This is a genomic window from Paenibacillus alkalitolerans, assembly GCF_016482785.1.
Lineage (GTDB): Bacteria > Bacillota > Bacilli > Paenibacillales > YIM-B00363 > Paenibacillus_AE > Paenibacillus_AE alkalitolerans.
This window is the reverse complement of sequence record NZ_JAEMXM010000024.1, coordinates 22545-48308: the sequence shown is the minus strand read 5'-3', so window position 1 is coordinate 48308 and position 25764 is coordinate 22545. Positions and strand designations below refer to the sequence as shown.

The following is a 25764-nucleotide window of genomic DNA, read 5'->3' as shown; positions in this document are numbered from 1 at the left end:
AATGAAGGTTGTGATTCTTGCAGGAGGGTATGGAACCCGGATCAGTGAAGAGTCGCATCTGAGGCCGAAACCGTTAATCGAGATCGGTGATAAACCGATGATTTGCCACATTATGTCCATATACTCCTATTACGGGTATAACGATTTCATTATTTGCCTGGGTTATAAAGGGTATTTGATCAAAGAATACTTTGCCCATTATTTCCTGTATCAATCCGATGTGACATTTGATTTTCGGGATAATAACAGGATGATCATCCATAATCGTTGCGCAGAACCGTGGAAGGTTACTCTAGTGGATACTGGAATAGACACGATGACGGGAGGAAGAATAAAACGGATACAGCCGTTTATAGGAAAGGAACCGTTTATGCTTACGTACGGCGATGGGGTATCCAGCATCAACATTCAGGAACTGATAGCCTTCCATCGTTCCCATGGAAAATTCTCGACGGTGACGACAACCCAGCCACCAGGCAGATTTGGCTCATTAAAAATTTCTGGTGATAACAAGGTTACCGGGTTTCAGGAAAAACCTAAAGGAGATGGCGGTTGGATTAATGCCGGTTTCTTCGTGATGGAGCCAGAAGTGTTCAACTATATTGACGGTGAGCAAACCGAATTGGAAAAAGAGCCGTTAGAACGACTGGCTGGCGACGATCAACTGATGGCGTACAAACATACCGGCTTCTGGCAACCAATGGATACGTTACGCGATAAGAAATATCTGGAGGAGCTATGGAATTCCGGGAAAGCGGAATGGAAAAAATGATAATTGTGAAAATAAAATACTAGGTATGGGAGGCTCGCTTGAGATGAAGCTTACTCCAGAAAGTAAAGAAGTGTATGAAAATCTTCACCCCGGAGACATTGCCATCGATTGTGGTGCAAATACGGGGTGGGTCACTTTAAGAATGGCAGAGCGGGGTGCAACGGTTTATGCTTTTGAACCCAATCCGCATATGTTTGATTTTTTGAGGATTAGATTTTTTGATAATCCAAAAGTATATTGCAGAAACCAAGGGGTCTGGGACAGAAACGGGAAAATGCGTTTATATCTGTATCCTGGATCAGATACTGATCCAATAAGTCATGCCTATGCCTCCTCGATTTTTGGTAACAACCCAATAATAGATCCTAATCTTTACGTTGATATTGAAGTGATAGATTTAACTGAATTTATCAGTCATCTTAAGAGTAGAATAAAACTGTTAAAAATTGACATTGAAGGGGCGGAATTTGAGCTTCTGGAAAAAATAATCGATCTGGATATGTATAACATTATCGATAAAATCGTTGTGGAGACCCATGAGTGGCTCATTCCAGACTCGCAGCAAAAACTTGACAACATTAAAAGAAAAATTCAGGACAAAGGAATTCATAATATTGATTTGAACTGGATATAGGTTCTGCACTCGAATCGGATTGGTTCGAAAGGTGAAATTTATATGAATGTACTGGTAACCGGCGCGACAGGTTTTCTGGGAAGTCATATGGTGAAAGAGTTAGTAAAGGAAGGTCATCACGTTATTATCTTTAAACGAAGCTCCTCGAACTGCAGGAGGATTGCACAAGTTTTACCATACCTCTGTGTTTATAATCTTGACAAAACCGGCATCGATGTACCATTCCAAGAGATCGGAGAAATTCATGCCGTCATCCATACGGCAACTTGCTACGGACGTGATAACGAGAGTATGGCGGAAATAGCGGCTGCCAACATCTCATTTCCTCTTCAATTGCTGGAAACGGCTGTTGCCTATGGAACAAAGACCTTTTTCAATACCGATACTTTTTCCAATACCGGTTCCTTAATATCCAATTACTTGCCGGGCTACCATTTAAGTAAAAAACATTTCCTTGAATGGGGGAGGTACTTTTCCGAAACGAAAGGCATTCGGTTTATTAACATGAAGCTTGAACACCTGTATGGACCTTTAGATTCAGAGCAAAAATTCATTCCCAAAGTAATTAATAGTTGCTTGAATAACGAGCCGGAACTATTATTGTCGCCCGGCGAGCAAAAACGTGATTTCATATATTTGGACGATGCGATCTCTGCCTATCTAGTGCTGCTTGACAAGACTCCTGAACAAACAAGTTCGTTTTACGAGTACCAGGTGGGCACTGGCGTGTCGACATCAATTCGCGATTTAGTGGAACTTATACATCGAGTAACACGATCCAGAACTTTACTCAAGTTCGGTGCGATTCCATACCGGGACAATGAAATCATGTTTTCACAAGCAGTTATTGATCCATTAGTTGCTTTGGGCTGGGTAAGCAAGGTGGGGCTTGAAGCCGGAATTGAAACACTTATACAAATAGCTAAAGGAAGCTAAAGAAAGTTGGAAATGCTCCCGAGAGTCATCGCCACAGGTTCGGGAGCATTTTCCTTTCTTCAAACAACAATATCCTTAGAAGGAATTAGGCTTATTCTCCGAAGCTTACTTTGTAGCGGAAAACTCTTTGCAGAAAGCGTTGATCAACAATCATATCCTTTACGATAATCGAATCGAATACATACAAAAAGACGAATTTCAAGCCAACGCTCTTAAGAAATTCCGTGATACATTACCATATCCCCTAATGTCATGAATAGAAATGAATCTCCCTTTTGAATCGGATAGTAACTAGTATATAGGACGCAAGTTCGAAAAGGGTTTTGCGAAATCTTGGGCGAGATTCATCCTAACTTCTTTTACTTAGATATTTACTCTATTGTTTGTTTTATATTTTCTTTTCCAAATAATAGGCATTGTTATTATTTCAATCTCTCTATGTTCCGAATACTATAATACTATAATACTATCTCTCAATTATCTTGAAAGTTCGTCAAATAAAGTCCGAAGTATAAATGACATCGACTATACTTCGGAAGGTATGTCGGCAATTGATAGTACACTATGAAGGTAGCGATAATAACAATAGTAGAAATAAAAACATTAAATGGAGGTATAATATTATGAGCATAATAGCAAGGGAACTTTTTTTTCAAATTTTCGAGAGCGGCGAAATCGAGGGTAAACTTCCTTTCTTTATGGGGATCGATATACAACCGCTAGTTGCATTCTCTCGGACTTTCCATCCTAAAACAGTAATTGAAATAGGCATTCAGCGTGGAGAAACGGCAAAATGTATCTTAGAGAATAGTCCTTGGATTGAAAAATATATAGGAATAGATTTATTGCCTGGAGCTCGAACTTCATTACCTTTCCAGCAAGGGGAAATACCTGCGATAGCCGGAGAATATGTTAAGAATGATCCTCGGGTTGAACTTATTTTGAAACCTAATGGTTCAAGGGATTTATCACCGGAAGATCTTCCTGCAGCAGATTTAATTTTAATCGATGGTGATCATTCTTATGAGGGGGTATTATTTGATACTCTTTTAGCCCGAATAATAATACGAAAAGGAGGCATTATTTGTTGGCACGATTATGGGAATTCCCACGTACCTGGTGTGACGAAATTAATTAATGAGTTAAATATAAAAGAGGGTAATCGTATTTGTCTTATCCAACCCGGCTTATTCGGCTTATGTTTTCAATTTGCATAAAAAGTTTTTTTGATAAATTATTTATGAATTCTAACGCTTAGTTTTTTTCAACTAGGCCTCTTTTCATTGTTATCGTTATTTTATTCCTACTGTTCATTTAGTATAAGCCTTAGTGGTTGGAGTTGCATATGCTATAAAGGTATTCAACAGAAAGGTACGACGGGGTGAGAATCATGGATACCAGAGAACGGCTAAATGAGCAAATGAAATCATTTATGAAATTAAAATTAAACATATTTCTTCAAAATCATGCCGCAATGATTCGATTACCTATATTTGACAAGCCCGACGTCTCCATCATATTGGTGCTTTATAATAAAGCGGAATATACGTTGCTGTGTCTTGAAACTATCAAAGCATATGCGGATGTTCCATATGAAATAATTATAGTGGATAACGCGTCAGCCGATGAAACATCCAGCTTGCTTTCGAAAATACAAAATGCCGTAATCGTGCGGAACAATGAAAATTCAGGTTACTTAGAAGGCTGCAACCAAGGAGCAGAACTTGCTCGCGGGAAATGGCTGTTGTTTTTAAATAATGATACCCAGATTACTCCCTCTCTGTTGTCGATACTCAAACATACCGCTGAAAATACGGCAAATTGCGCGGCAGTCGGAGGGAAGTTGATCTATCCCGACGGGAAATTGCAGGAGGCCGGAAGCATAATCTGGAACGATGGTACATCCATCGGATACGGAAGAGGAGATGATCCGTTTAAACCGGAATTTTCATATCGGAGGGAAGCGGATTATTGTTCCGGCGCTTGTTTACTGGTCAATAAAGAGATTTTTTATAATGTCGGCATGTTTGATCAAATGTATCACCCGGGCTATTATGAAGAAACCGATTTAAGTATGAAAATACGTGAACAGGGCTATAAAGTGATTTATCAACCTGCAGCGGTTGTCATTCACTATGAATTCGGAAGCAGTTCGGTAATTGAAGCTCTTACCTATCAGAACAGAAATAGAGAGTTATTTTTTAGGCGGTGGGAAAACCGCATGAATGATTTTAACTCGCCCTCTTCGGGCATTCAAGCTAGAGTACCAAGACGCCAGGAAGTATGCAAAATCCTCGTTATTGATGACCGGATTCCGATTCCGCAAATGGGTTGCGGCTATCCGAGAAGTTTCAAGTTATTGGAAGGGCTGGCCAAGTCCGGTTGTGCCGTTACGTTATTTCCTCTGCAATTTCCGGAGAAAGCAGAACCGTATACTTATCTCTTGCAACAACAAGGGATTGAGGTGCTGTACAGCGTAGACAATGAAAAATTGAATTTACACAAGCACCTGTCGGAACGAAACAATTATTACGATTTGGTTATGATTAGCCGGTTGCACAATATCAGGGAAGCTGCGCATATTGTAAAGAACACGACTATCAACCAAAAAATTATTTATGATGCGGAAGCGGTATTTTCTTACAGGGACATCCTGAAACAGGAAATTATCGGCAATCCGCTTCCGGAACAAACTGTACAAGACATGATTCGGCAAGAGATCGATTTGATGAAACAGGCTGACAAGGTCGTTACCGTATCCGAACGGGAAAAAAGGTTTATTGAAAGCTATGGAATACAGAACGTCAATATTGTAAGTCACCATCTGGGGGTTCGATCCACTCCCAAAACATTCGAACGTCGTCGGGATTTGCTGTATGTCGGAAGCTTTACTCCAAATTCCCCCAATGAGGATGCGGCGATTTATTTTACGAGAGAAGTCTATCCGTTGGTTTTCAAAGAATTAGGGATAAAGCTGTGGATTGTCGGAATAAATATGCTGGAGTCGGTTAAATCATTGGCAACGGATCATATCAATGTGACCGGAATCGTTCCGGATCTATGGAATTATTATAATGATTGCAGAGTATTTGTTGTGCCGACACGATACGCTTCCGGAATTCCGTTAAAGCTGTTGGAATGTATGTCTCATGGGGTACCCTCCGTTGTGACCCCATTAATAGCCGAGCAATTGGGATTGGACGAGGAAACGGTACTCGTTGGCAACGATCCGCGGGATATGGCGGAAAAAATCATAAGATGCTACACGGACAAAACAACTTGGCAGCGGCTTAGAAGAAATGGGCTAAAATTTGTCGAAAAAGAATATAATTCCAAAGTGTTTCAGCAACAGATTCTGCAGTTGAAAGAGTTCCCGAGTGACTGACGAATTGTGCAAAAAGGGGGTGTCTTTTATCAAAGCGGCGGATGTATCCATTATTCTGCCGACCTACAACGGCATAACGTATATCGGAGAAGTGCTGCATGCAGTATTCAGTCAAAAAACAAGCTTTTCCTATGAAATGATTGTCATTGATTCTGGCTCAACAGATGGAACGGTTGAGGTGATCAAACAATATCCCGTACGGCTGTATCATATTGATAAGAAACAATTCGGCCACGGTAAAACGCGGAATTTTGGAGCGGAATTGGCACAGGGGCAATACCTTGTATATATTACACAGGATGCCACACCTGCGGATGATTGTTGGTTGGAGGAATTGATCGAAGGTTTTCAACTCGATCCCATGGTCGGCTGCGTATACGGGAAACAAATTGCGAGACCTGAATGCGACCCGATCACAAGAAGGCACTTGGTACAACATTTTGAAGCTTTCTCCAAAACAGACGCCCCCCTTGTACAATATTTAGAAAATACGCCTGACGGATGGGAAAAATTTCGTGAAAAGCCGTATTGGTACGGTTTTAACTCGAATGTCAATTCCGCATTGAAGAAAGAGGTTTGGCAAAAGATCAAATTCAGAGAGGCACTGTACACAGAGGATCAACTGATCGGGAGAGACATCATCGTCAACGGATGGAAAAAGGTGTACGCGCCAAAAGCGGCGGTCATCCACTCCCATCATTACCCTTCGATGATACAATACTTCAGACGATTCTTTGATGAATTGCGGGGCATGGAAATGGCATTCGGTTATAAAGAAGAAGTATCGCTGCTGACATTGATTCCTGAATGTTTGGCAATGACGGTAAATGATGCACGCTACATTTTCAAAGAAACGGACGATCCGTTGCGGAAAAAAATATACTGGGTATATTTTCGCTGGTGGTTCAATTTCTATCGGAAATTAGGCGCCTATTTCGGTCGAAGACATAGAAGAATACCATATTTTATCCGGAAATTGTTTTCCTTGGAGAGGAATCCGGGATGAGAATCGCAATCGCCACTGTCCGGGTTCCGTTCGAATACGGAGGCGCTGAATTTCTAGCGGAAAATTTGAAAAACCAGCTGATCGAGAGAGGCCATGAACCGGATATTGTGACCATACCGTTTAAATGGAACACCGCTGAAAGTTTGACGAACAGCATTCGAATGGCAAAAATGGTTGAATTATCAGAATCCAAGGGGAAGCGAATTGAACTGGTGATTGCCTTAAAATTTCCGATGTATTACGCAAATCATGAAAATAAAGTGCTGTGGCTGCTGCATCAGCATCGGGAAGCTTACGAATTATGGGGGACCGGATTTCATGGGATGGATACGCTGAAGAATGGCGGCCGTTTACGGAAATTGATCATGAACGATGACTCGAAATACATTCCCGAGTGCAGAAAGGTCTATACAATTTCAAAGACGGTCTCGGGAAGGTTGAAAAAATACAATGGGATCGATTCGACGCCTCTATATCATCCTCCATTTGGAAAGGAACGCTTCCATCATGCGGAGACCGGAGACTATATTTTTTGCCCCTCCAGATTGGAACAATTAAAGCGGCAACAAATTTTGATCGAGTCTTTGCGTTATACCAAAACCCCTGTGAAAGTGCTGCTTGCAGGAACCGGGAAAAAGGAATATATCGAACAAATCGCAATTTTAGTCGAAACTCATGGGTTGTCCGACAGAGTGCATTTGTTGGGCTGGGTTCCCGAAACGCAGAAAATAAGCTTATATGCGAATGCATTAGCCGTTTATTATGGGCCGTTTCAAGAGGATTACGGTTATGTGACGTTGGAAGCGTTCCTCGCTGGTAAGCCTGTGATCACGCTTATTGACTCCGGGGGGCCGCTTGAATTTGTGAGGGATGGTGAAAATGGGTTTGTGTTGGAGTCCGATCCTCAGGTTGTAGCAGAAAAACTCGATTATTTATATGAAAATAAGCCAAAGGCGGAATCGATGGGGATGAACGGAATGAGCTTGATCAAGAGTATCGATCTGAACTGGGATTGCGTGATTGATCGATTACTCGGGAACGGAAGGAGGTAACATCTTGAGGATATTGCTAGCGACTTATTTTGAAATTCCAAAAGCGACAGGAATAAACACATATATGAATATCTTGAAAACAGTGCTTGAAGATCAAGGTCACGAAGTGGATATACTGGCCCATCATCCGAATAACTTTCAATCGATATATATGGTCAATACTGAGAAATACATTGATAAAACCGATATCAAGAGAGTGATTCATGATGAAGTATTGCGCTATTATGAAAGATACTTTCCAAACACCGATCCCTGCATTGTAACTATGGAAATCGAAAGGTATACGTACGAACTGGCGGCGGCATTATTTAATTTGAGTCATTATGACGTCATTCATGCACAAGAAATCATATCCGCGCGTGCATTTTATCGAATAAAACCAAAGCACGTGCTTCTTGTTGCTTCAATTCATGGTTTATATTCCAAGGAGCTCATCTATAACGGATGGGTCTCAGACAAAGCAAGTGTTTGGAATTATATGAAACAACAAGAGTATTATGGATCGTTATCGCCGCATCGCACAATCGTGCCTACAAAATGGTTGAAATACGAGCTTCATGAGAATTTTCAAATCCCTTTCTACAGACTTAAGATAGTCCCTTACGGAATGAATGTCACTAGCTTTCTAAATAGGATGAACGATGAGCCTAGTCCTGAACTTGAAGCTCCGGTTGAGAAATTCATCATTCTCTGTTTGGCGAGAATTGACAAGGTAAAGGGTCATAAAACGTTAATAGAAGCTCTTGGAGTTGTCAAAGAAAAGCGGGATGACTTCATATGCTGGTTTGCTGGAGGCAGTATCAATCATGAATTTAAAAATGATCTCGAAAAATACAGAAATGAGTTGAATTTGGAAAAACATATTGTTTTCTTGGGTGATCGGTTGGATATACCTGCGCTTCTGAAACGAGCGAATGTCTTGGTTCTCCCGTCTTTACAGGATAATCATCCGTTTGCGATTATGGAAGCTCAAGTAACAGGAACTGCGATAGTTGCATCCGATGTCGGGGGAATACCCGAGATGTTGAAGCATGGAGAAACAGGGTTGCTATTCGAAAAACAAAATGCTGTTCAGCTTGCCGATCGTTTGCTAGAGCTCATGAACAACCCGAAGTTGAGTCAACAGCTGGCAGCGAATGCTCTGAAAATAGGAATGAAGATCTGGTCCGATACAAACTTGTTTAAACATATCATGAATATATATAACAATGGGATTGCTGCAATGAAGGTATCCAAAAGAAGTACAGTATCAGAACCGTTAATCAAGGGCCGGTACGGATTAACGAATAATGAGGGAGTTCAACTCAACCGGATTTCCAGCTTGTTTCGATTTCACTCGGATAGAGTAGTCGATAGCGGGCCATGGTATGGCATTACCGGCAATCTTCCTCTAACCTATTCGATTCCGGACAATATTTCCATCAAATCTTTGATCGATACTTGATAGGAGGGGATTATGTTGACAAAATGGGAGTTTACAAGCCGTCATCAGGACGGATGGATTTCCAGACGATTTGTGATGCCGCTAAGACATATCAAAACCGAGTCTCCCTTGACGATTCGAGGCCGCCACTACGAATTCCCGGAAAAACTAACGATATTTTTTTATGTAAACGAAAAATTGATCCACGAAGAAATCAATCCCTTCGGAGAATTTTCCATTACTTTGATGATTCCGCCGACGATCAGAGGGAAACTTGAGATTGTCTCAAGCGATGTGTTTGTTCCAAAGGAAAAAGGCATCAACGAAGACCCGAGGGAATTATCGTTTCTGTTGGATGATGTAGTTATTCCAGGACTGCCTGATTTAATGGAGCCTTATACCCGCTTGTTCGAGTTTAAACCGTCCCGAGAGGTCTACTTTCTTGACGATGAAATATGGGATCAAATCGCATTTTTGCTTGACGACAGCTATAAAGTTCCTGATAAGGTGATGCTGGACTCGCTGAAACAAGCGCAATGGTGGAAGAATATGCAACCTCCCGAATCGTCCTATGTACGCGGAATTTTGTACGATAAATTTTCAGGTGCGCCGGTGCGCAACGCGTCCGTCCGACTTTTCGGCTTGAACAAGCAGCTTATAGCGGAAACCTCTGTCCATGGAACGGGTCAATATGAATTTGCCGGTGTCGTTTCCGGCCAATATGTGCTTGCGGGGAAATCGGACGAATACGGGGAGCAGAAAGTACCTGTCCGAATTGACGGGAGCGGGATGAAGATAAACATTCCGATGCTGCCGCTGCCATAAAGCCCCCGCCCAGGAAGAATGAGGTGCCTGAGCGCACCTCATTTATTTTTTTCAATTACTCGCTCATATATTTCCAGCGTCCGGTCAATCATATGATCCGGATGCCAATATTTCCTTCCCCACCTTTTACCGTTGGCGGAAAGCTTGTTTCGAAGCTTCTCGTCGTTCATGAGCATTAACATCGCTTGGAACAGATCGTCGCTGTTTCGCGGTTCCACCAACACCCCCGTCTGCAGATGGCTGACCAATTCACCGTTTCCGCCGGTATTTGTCGAGATGACCGGCAGTCCGATAATTTGCGCCTCCATTATTGCTATAGAATGATTCTCAACCAGTGACGGCAGAACGAACAGATCCGCAGCTCTAAGCAAGGCATAAATATCGTCTCTGTTTCCAAGGAACTGAATGTGATCCTGCAGATTCAAATGCTGCGCCATTAACTCTAATCCCGCTCTTTCGACTCCTTCCCCGGCAAACTGGCAAATAAAGTCATCCCGCACTTTTGCGAGCTTTGCCAGCGCTTCTATCAGATACTTTTGCCCTTTATACGGTTGCAATCGTCCCGGGCAGATAATGACCAGCTTTCCGTCCGGCCGCGGGCTTCGTTCTAAAGCATCCGTCTGTTGAGCGATCCGTTCAATGTCCAATCCGTAGGGAATAACGGCGAACTGCTCTTCCGGCACGAAAAAGCGGTTCACATATTCTCTGCGAAGCCACTCAGTAGGGACGATGGTGGTGTGCGCGGACGAAGCTCCCAAATATTCTTCCACAAAACAATATTTCCAGCGTAACGATTCGTGACGATCGATTTCTCCGGTAGTCATGAATTCATCGAATAATAATCCGTGTATGGTTGCGACGCGAGCGGCAGTGGCAGGAGCAATGCGTGCAAAGGCTCTCGTCGATATGACGTCCTGAGTGTGGATGATGTCGTATTGATTGATACCGATTAAGGCGGAAGCCATCTCATAAACTTGCCGTTCAATATAACGGTAGCGGGTCCAGTCATCCAATTCGGGATGTTCCTCGTTGAAGTAATCCATCAACATGTCGTGCAGCGGGTAGAGGATTGGGGCTTTCTCGATCATTCGATTGCCGGTAAGCAAGTATACATGATTGTTGTCCGGATGATGGCCAAGAATGTCGACCTGATGGCCACGAGCCTCCAACCTTTGCTTCAATAGCTGCAAATAGGAATGGACTCCTCCCACATGCGGCAAATACCAATAGGTGGCCAACAATATTTTCATATACATTCCTCCACAAGTGCGATTATTCTGTTTTGGCCGATTCTATTTTCATAATGGAACTTTATCTAGTACATTTTATGTTTTGCCTGTGTTACCGGTAACGGATGAAGGAGCGGAAATTGCGGAATCTATTAATAGCTATATGAAATCAGGTATTTCGCCGGGTCAAGCCTCAAGAAGCTAGAATAATATATTCATATCCGGAATACTAGTAAACTTCAAATACGGATAGAGGTGGCAATGGATGATAAACAACGGCAAATCTTCATCTCTTACAGCACTTGTTTCCGGGGCGACCGGGTATGTCGGCTCGCATCTGGCCAGACGGCTTTCGGCGAACGGATGGAAGGTGCATGTGATAGCAAGGAACGGCTCGAATCTCACAATGCTTCATCAGGCTCGCGATTCAATAACAGTCCACAGGCATGACGGTTCGACGGAAAGCATGTTCGCCATTATGGAGCAAGCTGCTCCCGACGTCGTATTCCATCTCGCATCCTTCGCCCCGATCCCTCATACACCTGCACATATTGTACCCATGCTGCACAGCAACATCGTTTTCGGAACCCAGCTTGTCGAGGCTATGATTGCGACAGGCGTGCACCGCTTCATCAACACCGGAACCTTCTCGCAGCATTATGACAATGTATTCTACAGCCCGGCAAGTCTATACGATGCCACAAAACAAGCGTTCAAAGATATTCTCACGTTTTACACGGAAACGACTGCGCTCCAGGCTATTACTTTGGAGCTTCATGATATATACGGTCCGGGAGATTCGAGACCCGCCATTATTCCTATATTGCAAAAAGCGGCCAGCGAGCAAAAACCAGTCGCGATGACGCTCGGCGAACAATTGGTCGACATGGTTTACATTGACGACATCGCGGATGCGTATGAATTGGCTGCGGTAAGGTTGTTCACGAGACAGGAAGTCAAAGACGAGGTGTATTCCGTCTCGTCCCAAAATCCGATTCGCCTGAAGGACCTGGTTGAAGTATTCGAGAACGTTACAGGATGCCGCTTAACCGTTCAATGGGGAGCGCAGTCATACCTATCCCGCGAAATCATTGTTCCCTGGACCAAGGGGAAAAACCTCCCGGGTTGGAGGGCTAAGGTTTCCTTGGAGGAAGGAATTAAGAAAGCGACCGCCGCCGCACCGGAATATTGAGAAACGTGCTATGAAAGGGTGTTACCGCATGAAATTGATGCTGCTTTCCGGCGGAGCCGGAAAACGATTATGGCCATTGTCTAAAAACCCGCGATCGAAACAGTTCCTGAAGATTTTGAGGAACCGGCGGAATGAACGAGAGTCGATGGTGCAGAGAGTCTGGAATCAACTAATATCCGCAAATCTTGCCGGTTCGACATTCGTAACCACTTGCGAAACGCAAGTGGACATGATCCGAAGCCAGCTGGGAGATTCCGCTCCCGTCATCATCGAACCGGAGCGGCGCGACACTTTCGCCGCTGTCGCGCTTGCATGCACGTATTTGCATTCGATAGCCGGCACCGATGCTAACGAAACGGTTTGTTTCTGTCCGGTCGATCCGTATGTGGAAGAAACATTTTTCGGTCATATCAAACAACTGGACGGAATCGTTGCGGATTCGGGCGCGGATATCGTACTGATGGGTGTAACCCCTTCCTACCCTTCCGAAAAATACGGATATATTGTGCCTGAACCGGCTGATGCGCACGGATCGGCGGCGGCAAATAGATATCGGAAAGTAAACCGGTTTGTCGAGAAGCCGAAGGAAGCCGATGCCAAGAAGCTGATTGAAGAACACGCGCTCTGGAATTGCGGGGTGTTTGCGTTCAAGCTTGGCTTCATGCTTACTACATTGGAAAAAAAGGGTTTCCCCATCGAGTACGAGGAGATGCTTGACGTATACTCCAGTTTGCCTAAAAACAGCTTCGACCATGAAGTTGTTGAGAAAGCCGGTCATCTGATCGTTTCGCCGTATAATGGCAGCTGGAAGGACTTGGGTACGTGGAGGACGCTTACGGAGGAGCTGGAGCCTTTGACAGGAAAAGGCGTTATCAGCGAAAATTCCGAAAACACGCATGTCATCAATGAGCTGGACATACCAGTGGCGGTTATGGATGTGTCGAACATCATCGTAGCCGTAAGCAGACATGGGATTCTAATATCCGATAAAAAGGCCAGCTCCAAAATCAAGGAGTTGTACAATGACATTGAACATGAATAATCCAATACAAATTTCAACCGGCCAATAATTTGTACGTACAAGATGAGACTATGATATAATCTTTACAATTATGGAAGCATCACTGGGGTGTACAATGAGCGACAAGCAAATGCCGAAATATATGCAGCTTAAACAGGAGATTTTGACTTGGCTTGATTCCGGACGAATGAAGCCGAATGAACGGATGCCGACGGAGCATGAAATCGCGGCCCTGTTTCAAATCAGCAGGCAAACCGTACGGCAAACGCTCGGTGAGCTGGAGAAGGAAGGGCGGTTGTACCGGCTTCAAGGCAAAGGCACATTCGTGTCGCAGCCGAAAACGAGACCGTTTCAGGAAACGCAGACGATCGGCATGATTACAACGTATATATCCGATTATATTTTTCCGCATATCGTACGCGGCACGGAAGGCGCTCTGCGCAGCAGGGGGTACAGCCTCACTCTCTCAAGCACCGACAACGACAAGAACAAGGAGCGGGAGAACCTCGAATCTTTGCTTGCGCAGCCGGTCCGGGGATTGATTATCGAGCCGACGAAAAGCGCGCAAGGCAATCCGAATTTGGATTTGTACTTATCGCTGCAGGTGCACGATATCCCGTTCATCATGATTAACGAGCGCTATCCCGAGCTTCATTGTCCTTGCTTGAAGGTGGACGACGAATCCGGAGGCTATGCGGCGGCGAAACATTTGATCGATTTGGGACACAGAAACATCGCAGGATTTTTCAAGACGGACGATCTACAGGGCGCGAACCGGTTGAAAGGATTTATCCGCGCTCTCCGCGAGCATCAATTGCCGCTGCAGCAATATACGGTTACACATTACACTACGGAAACGAAATCGACGGTTCCATATGATGCGGCATTGTCCATGCTCAGGCAGCAGGAGCGGCCGACCGCGTTCGTATGCTATAACGACGAGCTGGCGGTCCGGTTGCTGGAGGCCGCAAGGCAAACGGGCTTGAGCGTGCCGGACGACTTGTCCGTCACCGGCTTTGATGATTCGTGGCTGTCGACCGCCACCGAGGTGAAGCTCACCACGCTCACCCATCCGAAGACGGACATGGGCGTGCGCGCGGCGGAATTGCTGCTGGACCTAATACAAGGCAGGGTCGAGGATGCCGCGAAGGATATCGTATATGCGCCGGAGCTGATCATCCGGGATTCTACGAGATCGTTGTTATAGGAGTTGGCGGTAGGTGTTCCTGGTGCGGAGCATGATCGCGGATTGACCGTCCGCCATGCAGCGTCACAACGGGCGAGGGGATTATCGGTCAAAGTGATCGTTATTAACGCCTTTGCATGCAGATCGGGTAATGTAGAGGTAAAATGGACCGTTAGTAACGCCGATTCTCCGCCTTTTGCCGCAAATACCCGCCACAGGACCTTAATAGCATCCTTTTTGACCGATAGTATTCGCGATTATCCTAAATTTTAACAAATTAACGGTGGTTTCAACCGCTAACGTGCCCTAGCCGCCTCTCTCACATATCAATGTAAGTGAAATCATTGACACCGAAGTGCGATTGATGTAATTTAATGGTAAATGTTGTGACGAAGAACGTCTGTACTACACCCGGAAAACGGGTGCGCGTACAGGCGTTTTTTTACTTTGGGAGGGTGACTCGATGCTTGCAAAGAATGAAAGATTCATTCATCCGAACGTGGACCGATGGATCAAATCGAACGTCAGAAGAAAGCTGGCCAATACTTATCGCGAAGAATTGCAGTTATTTTTGCAAGAATGGTTGGGACCCATCGTCAATTATGACTTTCAAGGATTGAAAGCCGGGTATCCGTATTTGCATTTTCCGTTCAATGACTCGCTATATCTTAATGATTTGCGGCTCGGGTTGGCATTCGAGATTGTTGGAGATACGATCGTCGAAGGGAAGGCAACTCAGGAACAATACAACAAGTTTTTAATGAGGCAAAATGTGCTGAGAATCAAGGGTTGGCAAGTAGTTACATTTTGTAAAGGCAATCTTGAGGACGAGGAACACACGAAATTGTTTAGAAAGCTTCTTGAGAAACTTTATAATAACTCTTATAAGCTATCGGCGAAGTAAACAGCAATTCTAGAGTTATGCAGAGGAAAAGTATGTAGCGGAAATTTTTTGCCGCTGTATGGTTTTTTCGAAATAATGACATATGTAGCGGAAGAAAATTTCCGTTAAAATAGAATAGAAGCTGTTACGGAGCATCCGAAAACAACGCAGCGGAATTTATTTTCCGTTACAGCGGTGAGATCGAAGCAGTTATTACTCTAGCGGAAGTATTTTTCCGCTGCGCGGGTCTCTGCTATGCTGATATAACTAAAGAGAGAAAGGCTAAAAGGAAGTGAAAACCGATGAATCTTAATAATCTGAGCGAATATGTTGATCCGGTTATTTTGGAAAGAGGCAGACAGTATTTGTCAGGCGGCCATGTGCATGAGATCGAGGAAATCGATACGTTGGTTTTCCAGGCTGAGGTTGAAGGCAGCGAACTTTATGAGGTTACTGTGGAACTGGACGAAGACGGCGGCGTTGTTTCGTCGGAATGCGATTGTCCTTATGTTTACGGTCCGGTTTGCAAACACCAGGCTGCAGTATTGCTTAAGCTTAGCCGTCATATGAAAGCGGACATGCCGTCCAGGACCGGTATTGTTGCACCTGATTCTCTAAAGCTTCCGACGCTTAAAGAACTCTTGGAATCGGAAAGCAAAGAAAAATTGATTGATTTGCTGTTATTGTTGGCGGCCGATTCCGATGTTGCCGAACAGCTAATCAAGCTGCATGTTTCCAAAGCCGGCGGGTCAGAAGAATTGGAGGAGTGCAGAAAGCTCATTCGTTCTTACATTGACGCCAATAGCGACGGTTACGGCTTTGTCAATTGGCGAAATGTCGACGATGCCGTTGAAGGCGCGTTGATGGCAGCCGGGAAAGCGCGGGAAGCTCACGAAGCCGCAGAATGGACCCGGGCTGTTACACTCAACCTTTGCATTCTCGAAGAGATGGTCGATTTGCTTCAGGGAGCGGACGATTCGAGCGGAACGATCGGCGGCGTCATTGACGAATGTTTGGAACGCATTCATGAGGTGACGCTTGAGTGCGAACATATACCGGAGGCGGAGCAAGAACATTTGTTCAAACTACTGCTGGAAGCGTCCGAGGATCCCCGATATGAAGGATGGTCCGATTGGCAATTGGATTTACTCGGGAACGCATCGCGTTTGGCGGTAACTCCTGATTTGCGTAAAGAATGGGACGAGCACGTCTCCCGATTGAGCTCCGGTGAAGATGCGGGCACATGGAGCGGGGGTTATTTTGCCGGGCGTGTTGCAGGTATGCGGCTCCAACTCCTGGCGAATGAGGGGGAAGATCGCGCAAGAGATTACCTTTACAGTCATCTGCATTTTTCGGACTTCAGGAAGAAAGCCATAGAGGAAGCCTTGGAAAACGAGCGATATGATGAAGCCGTCCGACTGGCCGAAGAAGGAGAAAGCCAGGATCAAGCCGAAGGCTTGCCGGGTCTGGTCAAACACTGGAAGCAGCTCCGGTATGAAGCTTATCGCCGTTCAGGTAAACTGGATTTACAGCGTGAGCTTGGGGTGGAGCTTGCGCTTGACGGCGATTATTCGTACTACAAACAAGTAAAAGATACGTACCCCGCTTCGGAGTGGCCGCCGGTTTATAAACAGATGCTTCAACAGTTGGAAATGGACAGATGGCCAAAGGACATTTACACGCGAATCCTAGTGGAAGAGCAGGAAACCGAGCGTCTCTTGGTATACGTGCAAAAGCAGCCCTCCCAAATCGAAAGATTTTATCCGAATTTAAATGAGCAGTTTCCAAAAGAAGTCAAAGAGTTGTTTCAAGCGCATATTGAAGCGACAGCGAAACAAGCCAGCACGAGAAATCATTATCGGGATGTTTGCCGGATCGTTCGAATGCTGCAGAAAGCCGCAGGGAAAGAAGAGGCAGCGCAAACCGTTCGCAGGCTGCTTGCCATGTATCCTAATAAACCTGCTTTTAGAGACGAATTGAGCAAAGTTTGATGTCACATAGAGGAGGGAGCCGAGAATGGCAAGAGAGCGGTCATTGAAGAAGTCCAGGAGTAAAGAAAGCAACCGGATCATGCCGCTTCCGGAACACGAGGTGTTGGCTATACTGCGTGCCGCCGACGATATTATTGCGGAAGGGGGCCGCACGCTTCTTTCGAAAATTTTGAAAGGCTCTAAAGAGAAGAAGCTGCTAGAACTAGGCCTGGACCGCAATCCTGCATATGGTTGCTTTAAAGAGCTAAAACCGGAGCAGATTATGGAAAAAGTGGACAGGATGATTGACGGCGGCTTTTTGAAGACAGAGATGTCGGGCAAGCTTCCAATGATTGTATTCACTCCGCTGGGTTGGGCGATCGAGCGCGAAAGACGCGCCGAAGAGTTTTTGCGGGAATGGGACGATTGGATTGAGAACAAGATTGTGCCGATCAGCATGGAATATTTGAAGGAACGCAACCGGGGCATGATTTTGTTATTCCTGTATAAGATTTTATGCAGAGGGGACAAGAAGTACATACCCTTCTTATCGTTGTGGGAACAAGTGGACTTCAAGAAGGTTCGCGCGGAAATCCGCAACGTGATGGACGCGCTGGAGCGGAGGGAACACCTCGAAGAATCGGCTTGGGAACAGTTGAAGCGGGAAAGGGCTCAAACGTTGCTGGTACGCGGTTCCGATCCGGTTCTCGCGGTATGCCAGGAATGCGACGGAATCTATTTGATTGACGAGACGAACCCGGACTGCTATGCGGGCGGAGCTTTTCGGTTCCCGGACATATGCCGTTATTGCGTAGAACAATAAAATCAGTGCGATCGTTGTCTGTACATTTGTATGTACAGGCTTTTTATTTTGCAAAAAGTTATAGCCAAGTTGTACGTACAATTATATAATTGGGATAGTTGAACATACAGTTACGTAAAGGAGGCGGATCGTCTTTGCTTGAGCGGTTAAAGCAAGAGGTGTATGAAGCGAATGCAGACTTGCCGAAGTACAAGCTGGTTACGTTTACTTGGGGCAACGTGAGCGGCATCGACCGTAAGGAAGGGCTTGTGGTCATTAAACCGAGCGGAGTTCCTTACGAAGAGCTCAAACCGGACGATATGGTCGTGGTCGATTTGGACGGCAATGTCGTCGAAGGGAAATACAAGCCGTCTTCCGACACTCCCACGCATGTGGTGCTATATAAAGCTTTCGACAATATTGGCGGCATCGTTCATACCCATTCGCCTTGGGCTACGAGCTGGGCGCAAGCGGGAATGGGCATTCCGGCACTCGGCACGACGCATGCGGATTACTTCTACGGAGAAATCCCCTGCACAAGGCCGATGACGGAAGCGGAAATAAATGGGGCTTACGAGAAGGAGACCGGCAATGTCATCGTGGAAACGTTCGGCGATTTGGATCCTTCCGCCGTTCCCGGCGTGCTCGTCAACTGCCATGCGCCGTTCGCGTGGGGCAAGGATGCGCACGATGCGGTTCATAACGCGGTCGTGCTGGAAGAGGTGGCGAAAATCGCGCACCGCACGCTTAGCTTGAATCCGGATGTCCGGCCGATGGACCAGGCATTGTTGGATCGCCACTTCTTGCGTAAACACGGTGCGAACGCTTACTACGGTCAAATTAAGAAATAAGAAGATGGAAGCTCATGCACGGCTATTATAAGGAGGATTATTCGATGTTACAGGTAAAACCTTATCAATTTTGGTTCGTAACCGGCAGCCAGCATTTGTACGGTCCGGAAACGCTGAAGCAAGTGGAAGAGCATTCGAGAAGAATTACCGAGGGTTTGGACGCGGATAACGCGATTCCGTTCAAGGTCGTGTTCCAGCCGGTGCTGACGACGCCGGACGCGATCCGCAGACTGATCATCGAGGCGAATGCCGATGACAATTGCGCGGGCATCATCACATGGATGCACACGTTCTCTCCTGCGAAAATGTGGATTGCCGGCTTGAAGCAGCTGAATAAGCCGCTGCTTCACTTTGCAACCCAGTACAACCGCGACATTCCTTGGGATACGATCGACATGGATTTCATGAACTTGAACCAGGCGGCGCACGGAGACCGGGAATATGGCTTCATCGGAGCGCGCATGGGCATTTCCCGCAAAGTCGTTGTCGGTTACTGGGAAGATCCGGCGGTTCGCCGCCGCTTAGGGGAATGGATGCGTACGGCGGTTGCGGCTGCTGAAAGCAAGCAGCTGAAGGTGGCGCGTTTCGGAGACAACATGCGTCAGGTGGCCGTTACGGAAGGGGATAAGGTCGAAGCGCAAATTAAGTTCGGATGGTCCGTGAACGGTTATGGCGTCGGCGACTTGGTGCAGCGAGTTAACGAGGTAACTGACGCCGAACTGAACCGGTTGATGGACGAGTACGCCCAGCTCTATGACATTGTGGGCGACGAAGCGGCGCGTGAATCGATCCGTTATCAAGCGCGCATCGAGCTAGGCCTCAAGTCTTTCCTGGAGGAAGGCGGATTTACGGCGTTCACGACGACGTTCGAGGATCTGCACGGCTTGAAGCAGTTGCCTGGTCTTGCAGTTCAGCGCCTGATGGCTCAAGGCTACGGCTTCGGCGGCGAAGGGGACTGGAAAACGGCGGCTCTCGTCCGGTTGATGAAAATCATGGCCGGCAACGAAGGCACTTCCTTCATGGAGGATTACACTTATCACCTTGATCCGGCGAACGAGCTGGTGCTTGGCGCGCATATGCTTGAGATTTGCCCGACCATTGCGGCCGATAAGCCAAGACTCGAGGTGCATCCTCTCGGAATCGGCGGCAAGGAGGATCCGGCCCGCATGGTATTCAACGGCCGTTCCGGCGCGGCGATCAACGCCTCCATCATCGATATGGGCAATCGTTTCCGCCTCCTTGTGAACGAAGTGGAAGCGGTGCAGCCGGACAAAGCGATGCCGAAGCTTCCGGTTGCGCGCGTGCTTTGGAAGGTACTTCCGAACCTGAAGGACGGCGTCGAGTCGTGGATTTTGGCGGGCGGCGCGCACCACACCGGCTTCTCCTATATGGTGACGGCGGAGCATATGGCCGACTTCGCGGAAATGACCGGCATCGAATGCGTCGTTATCGGCAAGGATACGACTCCGTATGCGTTCCGCAACGAGTTAAGATTGAACGATATGGCATGGCGTCTCCGGTAGTGCTAAAGCTAATCTAAACTGAGAAAAAGGACTCCGCATATTGCAAAGATACGCGCTTGAGTCCTTTTTCAAATTGAAGAGGAGTGGAAACTGCATGCAATGCAGCGCATTCGAAGGTAATTATTTCGACGAGAAAGCCGTATGGTTAAAGGCAGGTCCCTATGAAGCGGCGATCCTTCCGGGTGTGGGAGGTAATTTAATCGCATTTCGCGACGTGGAGAAAGGTTATCGCATCCTCCGCGAACCCGAGCAGCATGAAATGAACGAATTCCGGGCGCTTCCGTATGTCCACGGCATTCCCGTCCTAGTCCCGCCTAATCGATTCCAAGACGGCAAGTTTCGCTGGAATGGCAAGACATACCAACTCCCCGTCAATGAGACTTCGCGGGGCAACCACTTACACGGGTTTCTATATAATGTCCCATGGTCGGTCGATGACTACGGCTCGACTCCGAATGAAAGCTTCGTGACGGTATCGTTGACCGTTGACGAGCAGCACCCGGTGTTCAAATATTTTCCGTTCAAGTTTACGATTCGCCTGCGTTACGCATTAAGCGTCGACGGATTGTTCCAGCATACTTACATGCGCAACTCGGGTGAGGAGGATCTGCCTTGCCTCGTCGCATTCCACACGGCCGTCAACGCGCCGTTCGCTGCGGGCAGCAGCGCGAAAGATTATCGCGTGAGGCTGACGATCGGGAACCGCTGGGAAATGAACGAGCGGATGCTTCCGACCGGTAAATTCCAGCCGTTATCGAGCGTGGAAGAACAGCTTCGCGGAGAAGGCGTGTACCCGTTCACCGAATCATGGGATAACCATTATACGGCGGTTCCACAGAACGGCAGCAACCGGATGGAGCTGACCGACACGAAGCTTGGCGTGACTCTCGTGTATGATGTCGGCACTTCCTATAAACAATGGATGATTTGGAACAACAACGCGACGGAAGGCTTCTTCTGCCCGGAACCGCAAATGAACCTGGTGAACGGACCGAATACGGATCTGCCTCCGGAAGAGATCGGCGTGTTTTCGCTTAAGCCGGGCGAGATTTGGGAAGAAACAAGCCGGATTTATATTAAGGGTTAAAATGTCCCCGGAAGGAGGCGGCGGTTGTGAGTCGCATTTTGGAACGGATAACAAGAATGGCGGAAGAAATGAATGAACCGATCGGCGGAGTCCCGTTTCCTGAGCAAATCGTTTTGGAGCCGGGAGCCGTCGTCAGCGCGGCGGTTTATCTGGAAGAAGGCGGGTATCGGCGGATTTTGCTCGTTGCGGACTCCCACACGTTCGAAGAGGCTGGGAAGCTATTGTCTGACCGCTTGTCTTCACGCGGATTGACAGCGAACCTGACTCTTGTGAAGCCGAATCCGTTAGGAGACGTTGTGGCTGACGAAGCCTCCGTCATCCAGGTGCTTCTGGACATCCAGAGGACGCAGGCCGATATCGTCGTTGTTGCCGGCGCCGGAACGCTTCATGACATTGCCCGGTATGCTGCGTTTACTTCCGGTCTTCCTTTTGTTTCGGTGCCTGCCGCTCCTTCGGTCGACGGTTTTACCTCTAGAGGCGCCCCCCTCTTGATCCGGGGAGACAAGATCACGGTGCAGGCAAGCGGACCTATTGCGATATTTGCAGATACCGACATTTTGCGGAAGGCGCCCGTCCGGATGGTCGCCGCGGGCTTCGGAGATATGCTTGGCAAGAGCACGTCCTTGTTCGATTGGAAATTCGGCAGGTTGAGCGCAGGAGAGCCTTACTCTCCGCTGGTCGCCCGGATTACGGAGGAGGCGCTGCAGGCTTGCATCGACAATGCCGCCGCCATCGGCAGAGCAAGCGAAGAAGGCATAACGAAGCTTACCGCTGCGCTCATCGAATCCGGACTCGCTATGCTTATTTTCGGGCAATCCCACCCGGCGTCGGGAGCGGAGCACCATTTGTCCCACTATTGGGAAATGGATTTTATCCGGACGGGAAAGAGACAGCTGCTGCACGGCGCCAAAGTCGGCGTCGCCTGCACGGTTGTGGCGGCCTTATACCGGCGGATTGCGGATGAAGGCTTGATCGAATGGAATGGTGCCGGCAGAGATGAGGTCGGCAGTCTTCTGCGGGAGATCCCGGACGAAGCGATGCTTAAGGAGCTTCTTGCGAAAGTCCGGGGTCCTTCCACGCTGGAGGAGCTGGGAATCGACAGCGAGCTTGCGGCTCGCGGCCTGAAAGAGGCCCATCGTGTGCGTCCGAATCGGGGCACGCTGTTGAGGTATTATAACGAGCGGATCGGGTAACCGGTTGAGAATATTATTTCTTTAATTTGGAGGAGAGTAACATGGCTTATGACGTAAAAAATGCCATTCTGAGCGGCAAGACAGCACTTGGTATTGAATTTGGCTCAACCCGAATAAAAGCGGTTCTCATTGGTGAAGATAATGCACCTATCGCATCCGGCAGCCACGACTGGGAAAACAGCTATGTGAACAATATCTGGACTTACAGCTTAGAGGATATTTGGAAGGGTTTACAGGACAGTTATCAAAAGATGGCGAGCGATGTGAAACAACAATATGGAGTCACTTTACAAACAATAGGAGCAATCGGCTTTAGCGGTATGATGCATGGCTATATGGCTTTTGACAAAAACGGAGAGCTGTTAGTACCGTTCCGTACCTGGCGTAACAATTTTACCGGACAAGCTTCTGAAGCACTGACAACATTGTTTGACTACCACATTCCTCAGAGATGGAGTACCGCTCATCTTTATCAAGCGATCTTAAATCAGGAGGAGCATGTAGCCGACATTAGCTTCCTAACAACCTTAGCGGGTTACATTCATTGGAAACTGACAGGACAGAAGGTTCTGGGCGTTGGTGAAGCTTCCGGTGTACTCCCTATTGACTTGAATACGAAAAATTATAATGAAACGATGATAAAGCAGTTCAATGAATTGATTGCTTCCAAGAATCTTCCATGGAAACTTGAGGATATCTTGCCGAAGGTTTTGGCAGCCGGTGAAAATGCCGGTGTTCTCACGGAAGAAGGAGCGAAGCTGTTGGATGTTACAGGAGAATTGCAGTCCGGTATTCCGCTTTGCCCGCCGGAAGGTGATGCAGGAACCGGTATGGTAGCGACAAATAGCATAGCGAAGCGTACGGGTAATGTTTCTGCCGGAACTTCAGTATTTGCTATGGTTGTACTCGAAAAGGAATTGTCAAAAGTATATTCCGAGATCGACCTCGTAACAACGCCTACCGGTAACCTGGTAGCGATGGCTCATTCCAATAACTGTTCCTCGGATTTGAACGCTTGGGTCGGACTGTTTGACGAATTTGCAAAAGCGATGGGTCTGGAAGTTGACATGAATAAGTTATATGGAACTTTATATAATTTGGCGCTTCAAGGAGATCCGGACTGCGGCGGTTTATTGGCTTACGGCTATCTTTCCGGTGAGCACATTACACATTTTGAAGAAGGCCGCCCATTGTTTGTGCGTTCCTCAGAAAGTAAATTCAACCTGGCTAATTTTATGCGCGTACATTTATTTACAGCATTGGGCGCTCTGAAGATCGGTATGGATATTCTTCTCAAACAAGAAGAAGTTAAATTGGATCGAATCTTAGGTCACGGCGGCTTATTTAAGACCAAAGGCGTAGGACAGAGGATTATGGCTGCTGCGATTGATGTACCTGTTTCCGTAATGGAAACTGCAGGTGAAGGCGGAGCGTGGGGTATCGCTCTTCTTGCATCCTATATGATCAACAAGGCGGATAATGAAACCTTAGAACATTATCTAAATGAGAAAGTATTTGCAGGGAAAATGGGTACGAGTATAGATCCTGATCCTAATGATGTAGCAGGTTTTAATGAATTTATGAAACGTTACATCAAGGGACTTGCTATCGAAAGAGCGGCAGTAGATTATCTGAATTAACTATAAAAAGAAGTTTATGGGGGGTGGGATATTAGAAAATGGACCATTTGCGCTACTCTATCGGCCAATTTGAACCCACCCCATATCTGAAATATATTCAAGGAAGCCGGACCGCGAATTGAGGGAGGTTTGGTGTCAACATTGAAATTATCCAGTTCTGCATGAACTTCATGAATTTCAATGTTATAATTTTGATGAGGTGATAACTAAATGGAGAAAGAAGAACTAAAACAAATGATCGATAGTCTTCCCGAAAACTTTTCAATTGAAGACCTTCAATACAAGTTGTATGTTCGATCCAAGATTGAGAAAGGGTTGAAGGACTTGGACGAGGGGAATGTATTAACGCATGAAGAAGTGAAAACGAGGATGGCTCAATGGCTAAAGAAGTAATCTGGACAATATCCGCATTTAAAGATCTCCAAAACATCGTCGCTTATATTTCTGAAGACTCCCCTTATTATGCGATGTCTTTTTATGAAGATGTGATGGACAAAGCGAAGACACTAATGAATTTCCCGCATAGAGGACGTATTGTTCCGGAATTGGACGATCCTAATATGCGGGAACTTTTTGTACATAGGTATAGAATTATTTACCGAGTCAGTAATGATAATGTAATCATTACAACAATCATACACGGGGCAAGGGATTATAGGGGTGAAGAATGACAATTAGGAAAATATGGTAAGCGAAACCATCAGAGGATACAATTATTCGGTGAACAAGAGGAGATGGAATAAATGAATCCGCCAAAATTATATCGTGTAATTATGCCGGTCAATGATATAGAAAAAGCATCATTGTTTTATCAAGAGGTACTGCAGATAAAGGGAGAACGAGTCTCCTTGGGACCCATTATTTCAAATGTAACGGTACAATATTAGCTTGTTACGATCCTGTAAAGGAAGGAGACAAACAGGAAAAATGGAATTTTCATAGTAATCAATATATTTATTTTGCTGTCGAGGATCTGGAGACGACTTATAGTTTAGTGAGAGTATCAGGAGGCGAACTTGAAGGAGATATCCAGATTATGCCGTGGGGGGAGCGAATTTTCTATTGCAAAGACCCATTCGGAAACCCTGTTTCTTTTGTGGATCAAAACACAATATTTATTGGGGAAAATTAGTTTTTAACTATAGAACGAAGTT

24 protein-coding genes are annotated in these 25764 nt (G+C 46.3%); 23 read left to right on the top strand and 1 reads right to left on the bottom strand.

Translation table 11 applies throughout. The features are described from left to right. The first annotated feature begins 1 nt into the window (after position 1). The 9 genes from rfbF (at position 2) to JET16_RS24915 (ending at position 10033) form a co-directional block, all read left to right on the top strand. Entirely contained in the window at positions 2 to 772 is a 771-nt protein-coding gene (gene rfbF / locus JET16_RS24955) for a glucose-1-phosphate cytidylyltransferase (protein ID WP_199621696.1), read from the top strand. A 43-nt stretch (positions 773 to 815) separates the two neighbouring features. Next, positions 816 to 1406, top strand: a complete 591-nt coding sequence (locus tag JET16_RS24950) for an FkbM family methyltransferase (RefSeq protein ID WP_199621694.1) — start codon at positions 816 to 818, stop codon at positions 1404 to 1406. Positions 1407 to 1448: 42 nt separating this feature from the next. Further along, on the top strand, positions 1449 to 2342 hold the full coding sequence (locus JET16_RS24945) for an NAD-dependent epimerase/dehydratase family protein (protein ID WP_199621692.1): 894 nt from the start codon (positions 1449 to 1451) through the stop codon (positions 2340 to 2342). Positions 2343 to 2965: 623 nt separating this feature from the next. Next, positions 2966 to 3559 (top strand): class I SAM-dependent methyltransferase, encoded by a 594-nt coding sequence (locus tag JET16_RS24940; RefSeq protein WP_199621689.1) that lies wholly within the window; start codon positions 2966 to 2968, stop codon positions 3557 to 3559. Between the two features lie 173 nt (positions 3560 to 3732). Then, on the top strand, positions 3733 to 5727 hold the full coding sequence (locus JET16_RS24935; protein WP_199621686.1) for a glycosyltransferase: 1995 nt from the start codon (positions 3733 to 3735) through the stop codon (positions 5725 to 5727). Next, the gene (locus JET16_RS24930; RefSeq protein ID WP_199621683.1) at positions 5720 to 6733 is read left to right on the top strand and encodes a glycosyltransferase family 2 protein; all 1014 of its coding nucleotides are present in this window, start codon (positions 5720 to 5722) and stop codon (positions 6731 to 6733) included. The genes JET16_RS24935 and JET16_RS24930 overlap by 8 nt, the downstream gene beginning before the upstream one ends. Then, entirely contained in the window at positions 6730 to 7785 is a 1056-nt protein-coding gene (locus JET16_RS24925) for a glycosyltransferase family 4 protein (protein ID WP_199621680.1), read from the top strand. Before JET16_RS24930 ends, JET16_RS24925 begins: the two co-directional genes overlap by 4 nt. Positions 7786 to 7789: 4 nt before the next feature. After that, a complete protein-coding gene (locus tag JET16_RS24920) occupies positions 7790 to 9229 on the top strand; it encodes a glycosyltransferase family 4 protein (protein ID WP_199621677.1) in 1440 nt (479 codons plus the stop codon). A gap of 12 nt (positions 9230 to 9241) precedes the next feature. Further along, positions 9242 to 10033, top strand: a complete 792-nt coding sequence (locus tag JET16_RS24915; protein ID WP_199621674.1) for a carboxypeptidase-like regulatory domain-containing protein — start codon at positions 9242 to 9244, stop codon at positions 10031 to 10033. A 38-nt stretch (positions 10034 to 10071) separates the two neighbouring features. Here JET16_RS24915 and JET16_RS24910 read toward each other — a convergent pair whose 3' ends face one another. Beyond that, complete coding sequence (locus JET16_RS24910; protein WP_199621671.1) at positions 10072 to 11283, bottom strand: glycosyltransferase family 4 protein; 1212 nt, start codon at positions 11281 to 11283, stop codon at positions 10072 to 10074. Positions 11284 to 11527: 244 nt separating this feature from the next. Between JET16_RS24910 and JET16_RS24905 the strand changes: the two genes are divergently transcribed. From JET16_RS24905 to JET16_RS31185, 14 genes are all read left to right on the top strand, one after another. Continuing rightward, positions 11528 to 12454: an NAD-dependent epimerase/dehydratase family protein gene (locus JET16_RS24905; RefSeq protein WP_199621668.1), complete on the top strand. Its 927-nt coding sequence runs from the start codon at positions 11528 to 11530 to the stop codon at positions 12452 to 12454. A gap of 28 nt (positions 12455 to 12482) precedes the next feature. After that, positions 12483 to 13496, top strand: a complete 1014-nt coding sequence (locus JET16_RS24900) for a sugar phosphate nucleotidyltransferase (RefSeq protein ID WP_199621665.1) — start codon at positions 12483 to 12485, stop codon at positions 13494 to 13496. Between the two features lie 94 nt (positions 13497 to 13590). Continuing rightward, complete coding sequence (locus tag JET16_RS24895) at positions 13591 to 14682, top strand: GntR family transcriptional regulator (RefSeq protein WP_199621662.1); 1092 nt, start codon at positions 13591 to 13593, stop codon at positions 14680 to 14682. A gap of 442 nt (positions 14683 to 15124) precedes the next feature. Then, a complete protein-coding gene (locus JET16_RS24890) occupies positions 15125 to 15565 on the top strand; it encodes a hypothetical protein (protein WP_199621660.1) in 441 nt (146 codons plus the stop codon). A gap of 281 nt (positions 15566 to 15846) precedes the next feature. Then, positions 15847 to 17535 (top strand): SWIM zinc finger family protein, encoded by a 1689-nt coding sequence (locus tag JET16_RS24885; protein ID WP_199621658.1) that lies wholly within the window; start codon positions 15847 to 15849, stop codon positions 17533 to 17535. Between the two features lie 25 nt (positions 17536 to 17560). Next, complete coding sequence (locus JET16_RS24880) at positions 17561 to 18337, top strand: RQC-minor-1 family DNA-binding protein (protein WP_199621656.1); 777 nt, start codon at positions 17561 to 17563, stop codon at positions 18335 to 18337. Positions 18338 to 18471: 134 nt separating this feature from the next. After that, complete coding sequence (gene araD, locus JET16_RS24875; protein WP_199621654.1) at positions 18472 to 19167, top strand: L-ribulose-5-phosphate 4-epimerase; 696 nt, start codon at positions 18472 to 18474, stop codon at positions 19165 to 19167. 44 nt (positions 19168 to 19211) lie between these two features. Further along, the gene (gene araA / locus JET16_RS24870; RefSeq protein ID WP_199621652.1) at positions 19212 to 20690 is read left to right on the top strand and encodes an L-arabinose isomerase; all 1479 of its coding nucleotides are present in this window, start codon (positions 19212 to 19214) and stop codon (positions 20688 to 20690) included. Positions 20691 to 20784: 94 nt separating this feature from the next. Next, positions 20785 to 21777: an aldose 1-epimerase gene (locus JET16_RS24865; protein ID WP_199621650.1), complete on the top strand. Its 993-nt coding sequence runs from the start codon at positions 20785 to 20787 to the stop codon at positions 21775 to 21777. Between the two features lie 26 nt (positions 21778 to 21803). Next, positions 21804 to 22970: a sn-glycerol-1-phosphate dehydrogenase gene (locus tag JET16_RS24860; RefSeq protein WP_325176776.1), complete on the top strand. Its 1167-nt coding sequence runs from the start codon at positions 21804 to 21806 to the stop codon at positions 22968 to 22970. 41 nt (positions 22971 to 23011) lie between these two features. Continuing rightward, a complete protein-coding gene (locus JET16_RS24855) occupies positions 23012 to 24610 on the top strand; it encodes a xylulokinase (protein ID WP_199621648.1) in 1599 nt (532 codons plus the stop codon). 210 nt (positions 24611 to 24820) lie between these two features. Further along, complete coding sequence (locus tag JET16_RS24850) at positions 24821 to 25003, top strand: hypothetical protein (RefSeq protein WP_199621645.1); 183 nt, start codon at positions 24821 to 24823, stop codon at positions 25001 to 25003. Continuing rightward, complete coding sequence (locus JET16_RS24845; protein WP_199621642.1) at positions 24988 to 25281, top strand: type II toxin-antitoxin system RelE/ParE family toxin; 294 nt, start codon at positions 24988 to 24990, stop codon at positions 25279 to 25281. The genes JET16_RS24850 and JET16_RS24845 overlap by 16 nt, the downstream gene beginning before the upstream one ends. A 128-nt stretch (positions 25282 to 25409) precedes the next feature. Continuing rightward, entirely contained in the window at positions 25410 to 25742 is a 333-nt protein-coding gene (locus JET16_RS31185) for a VOC family protein (RefSeq protein ID WP_199621756.1), read from the top strand. Positions 25743 to 25764: the final 22 nt, after the last annotated feature.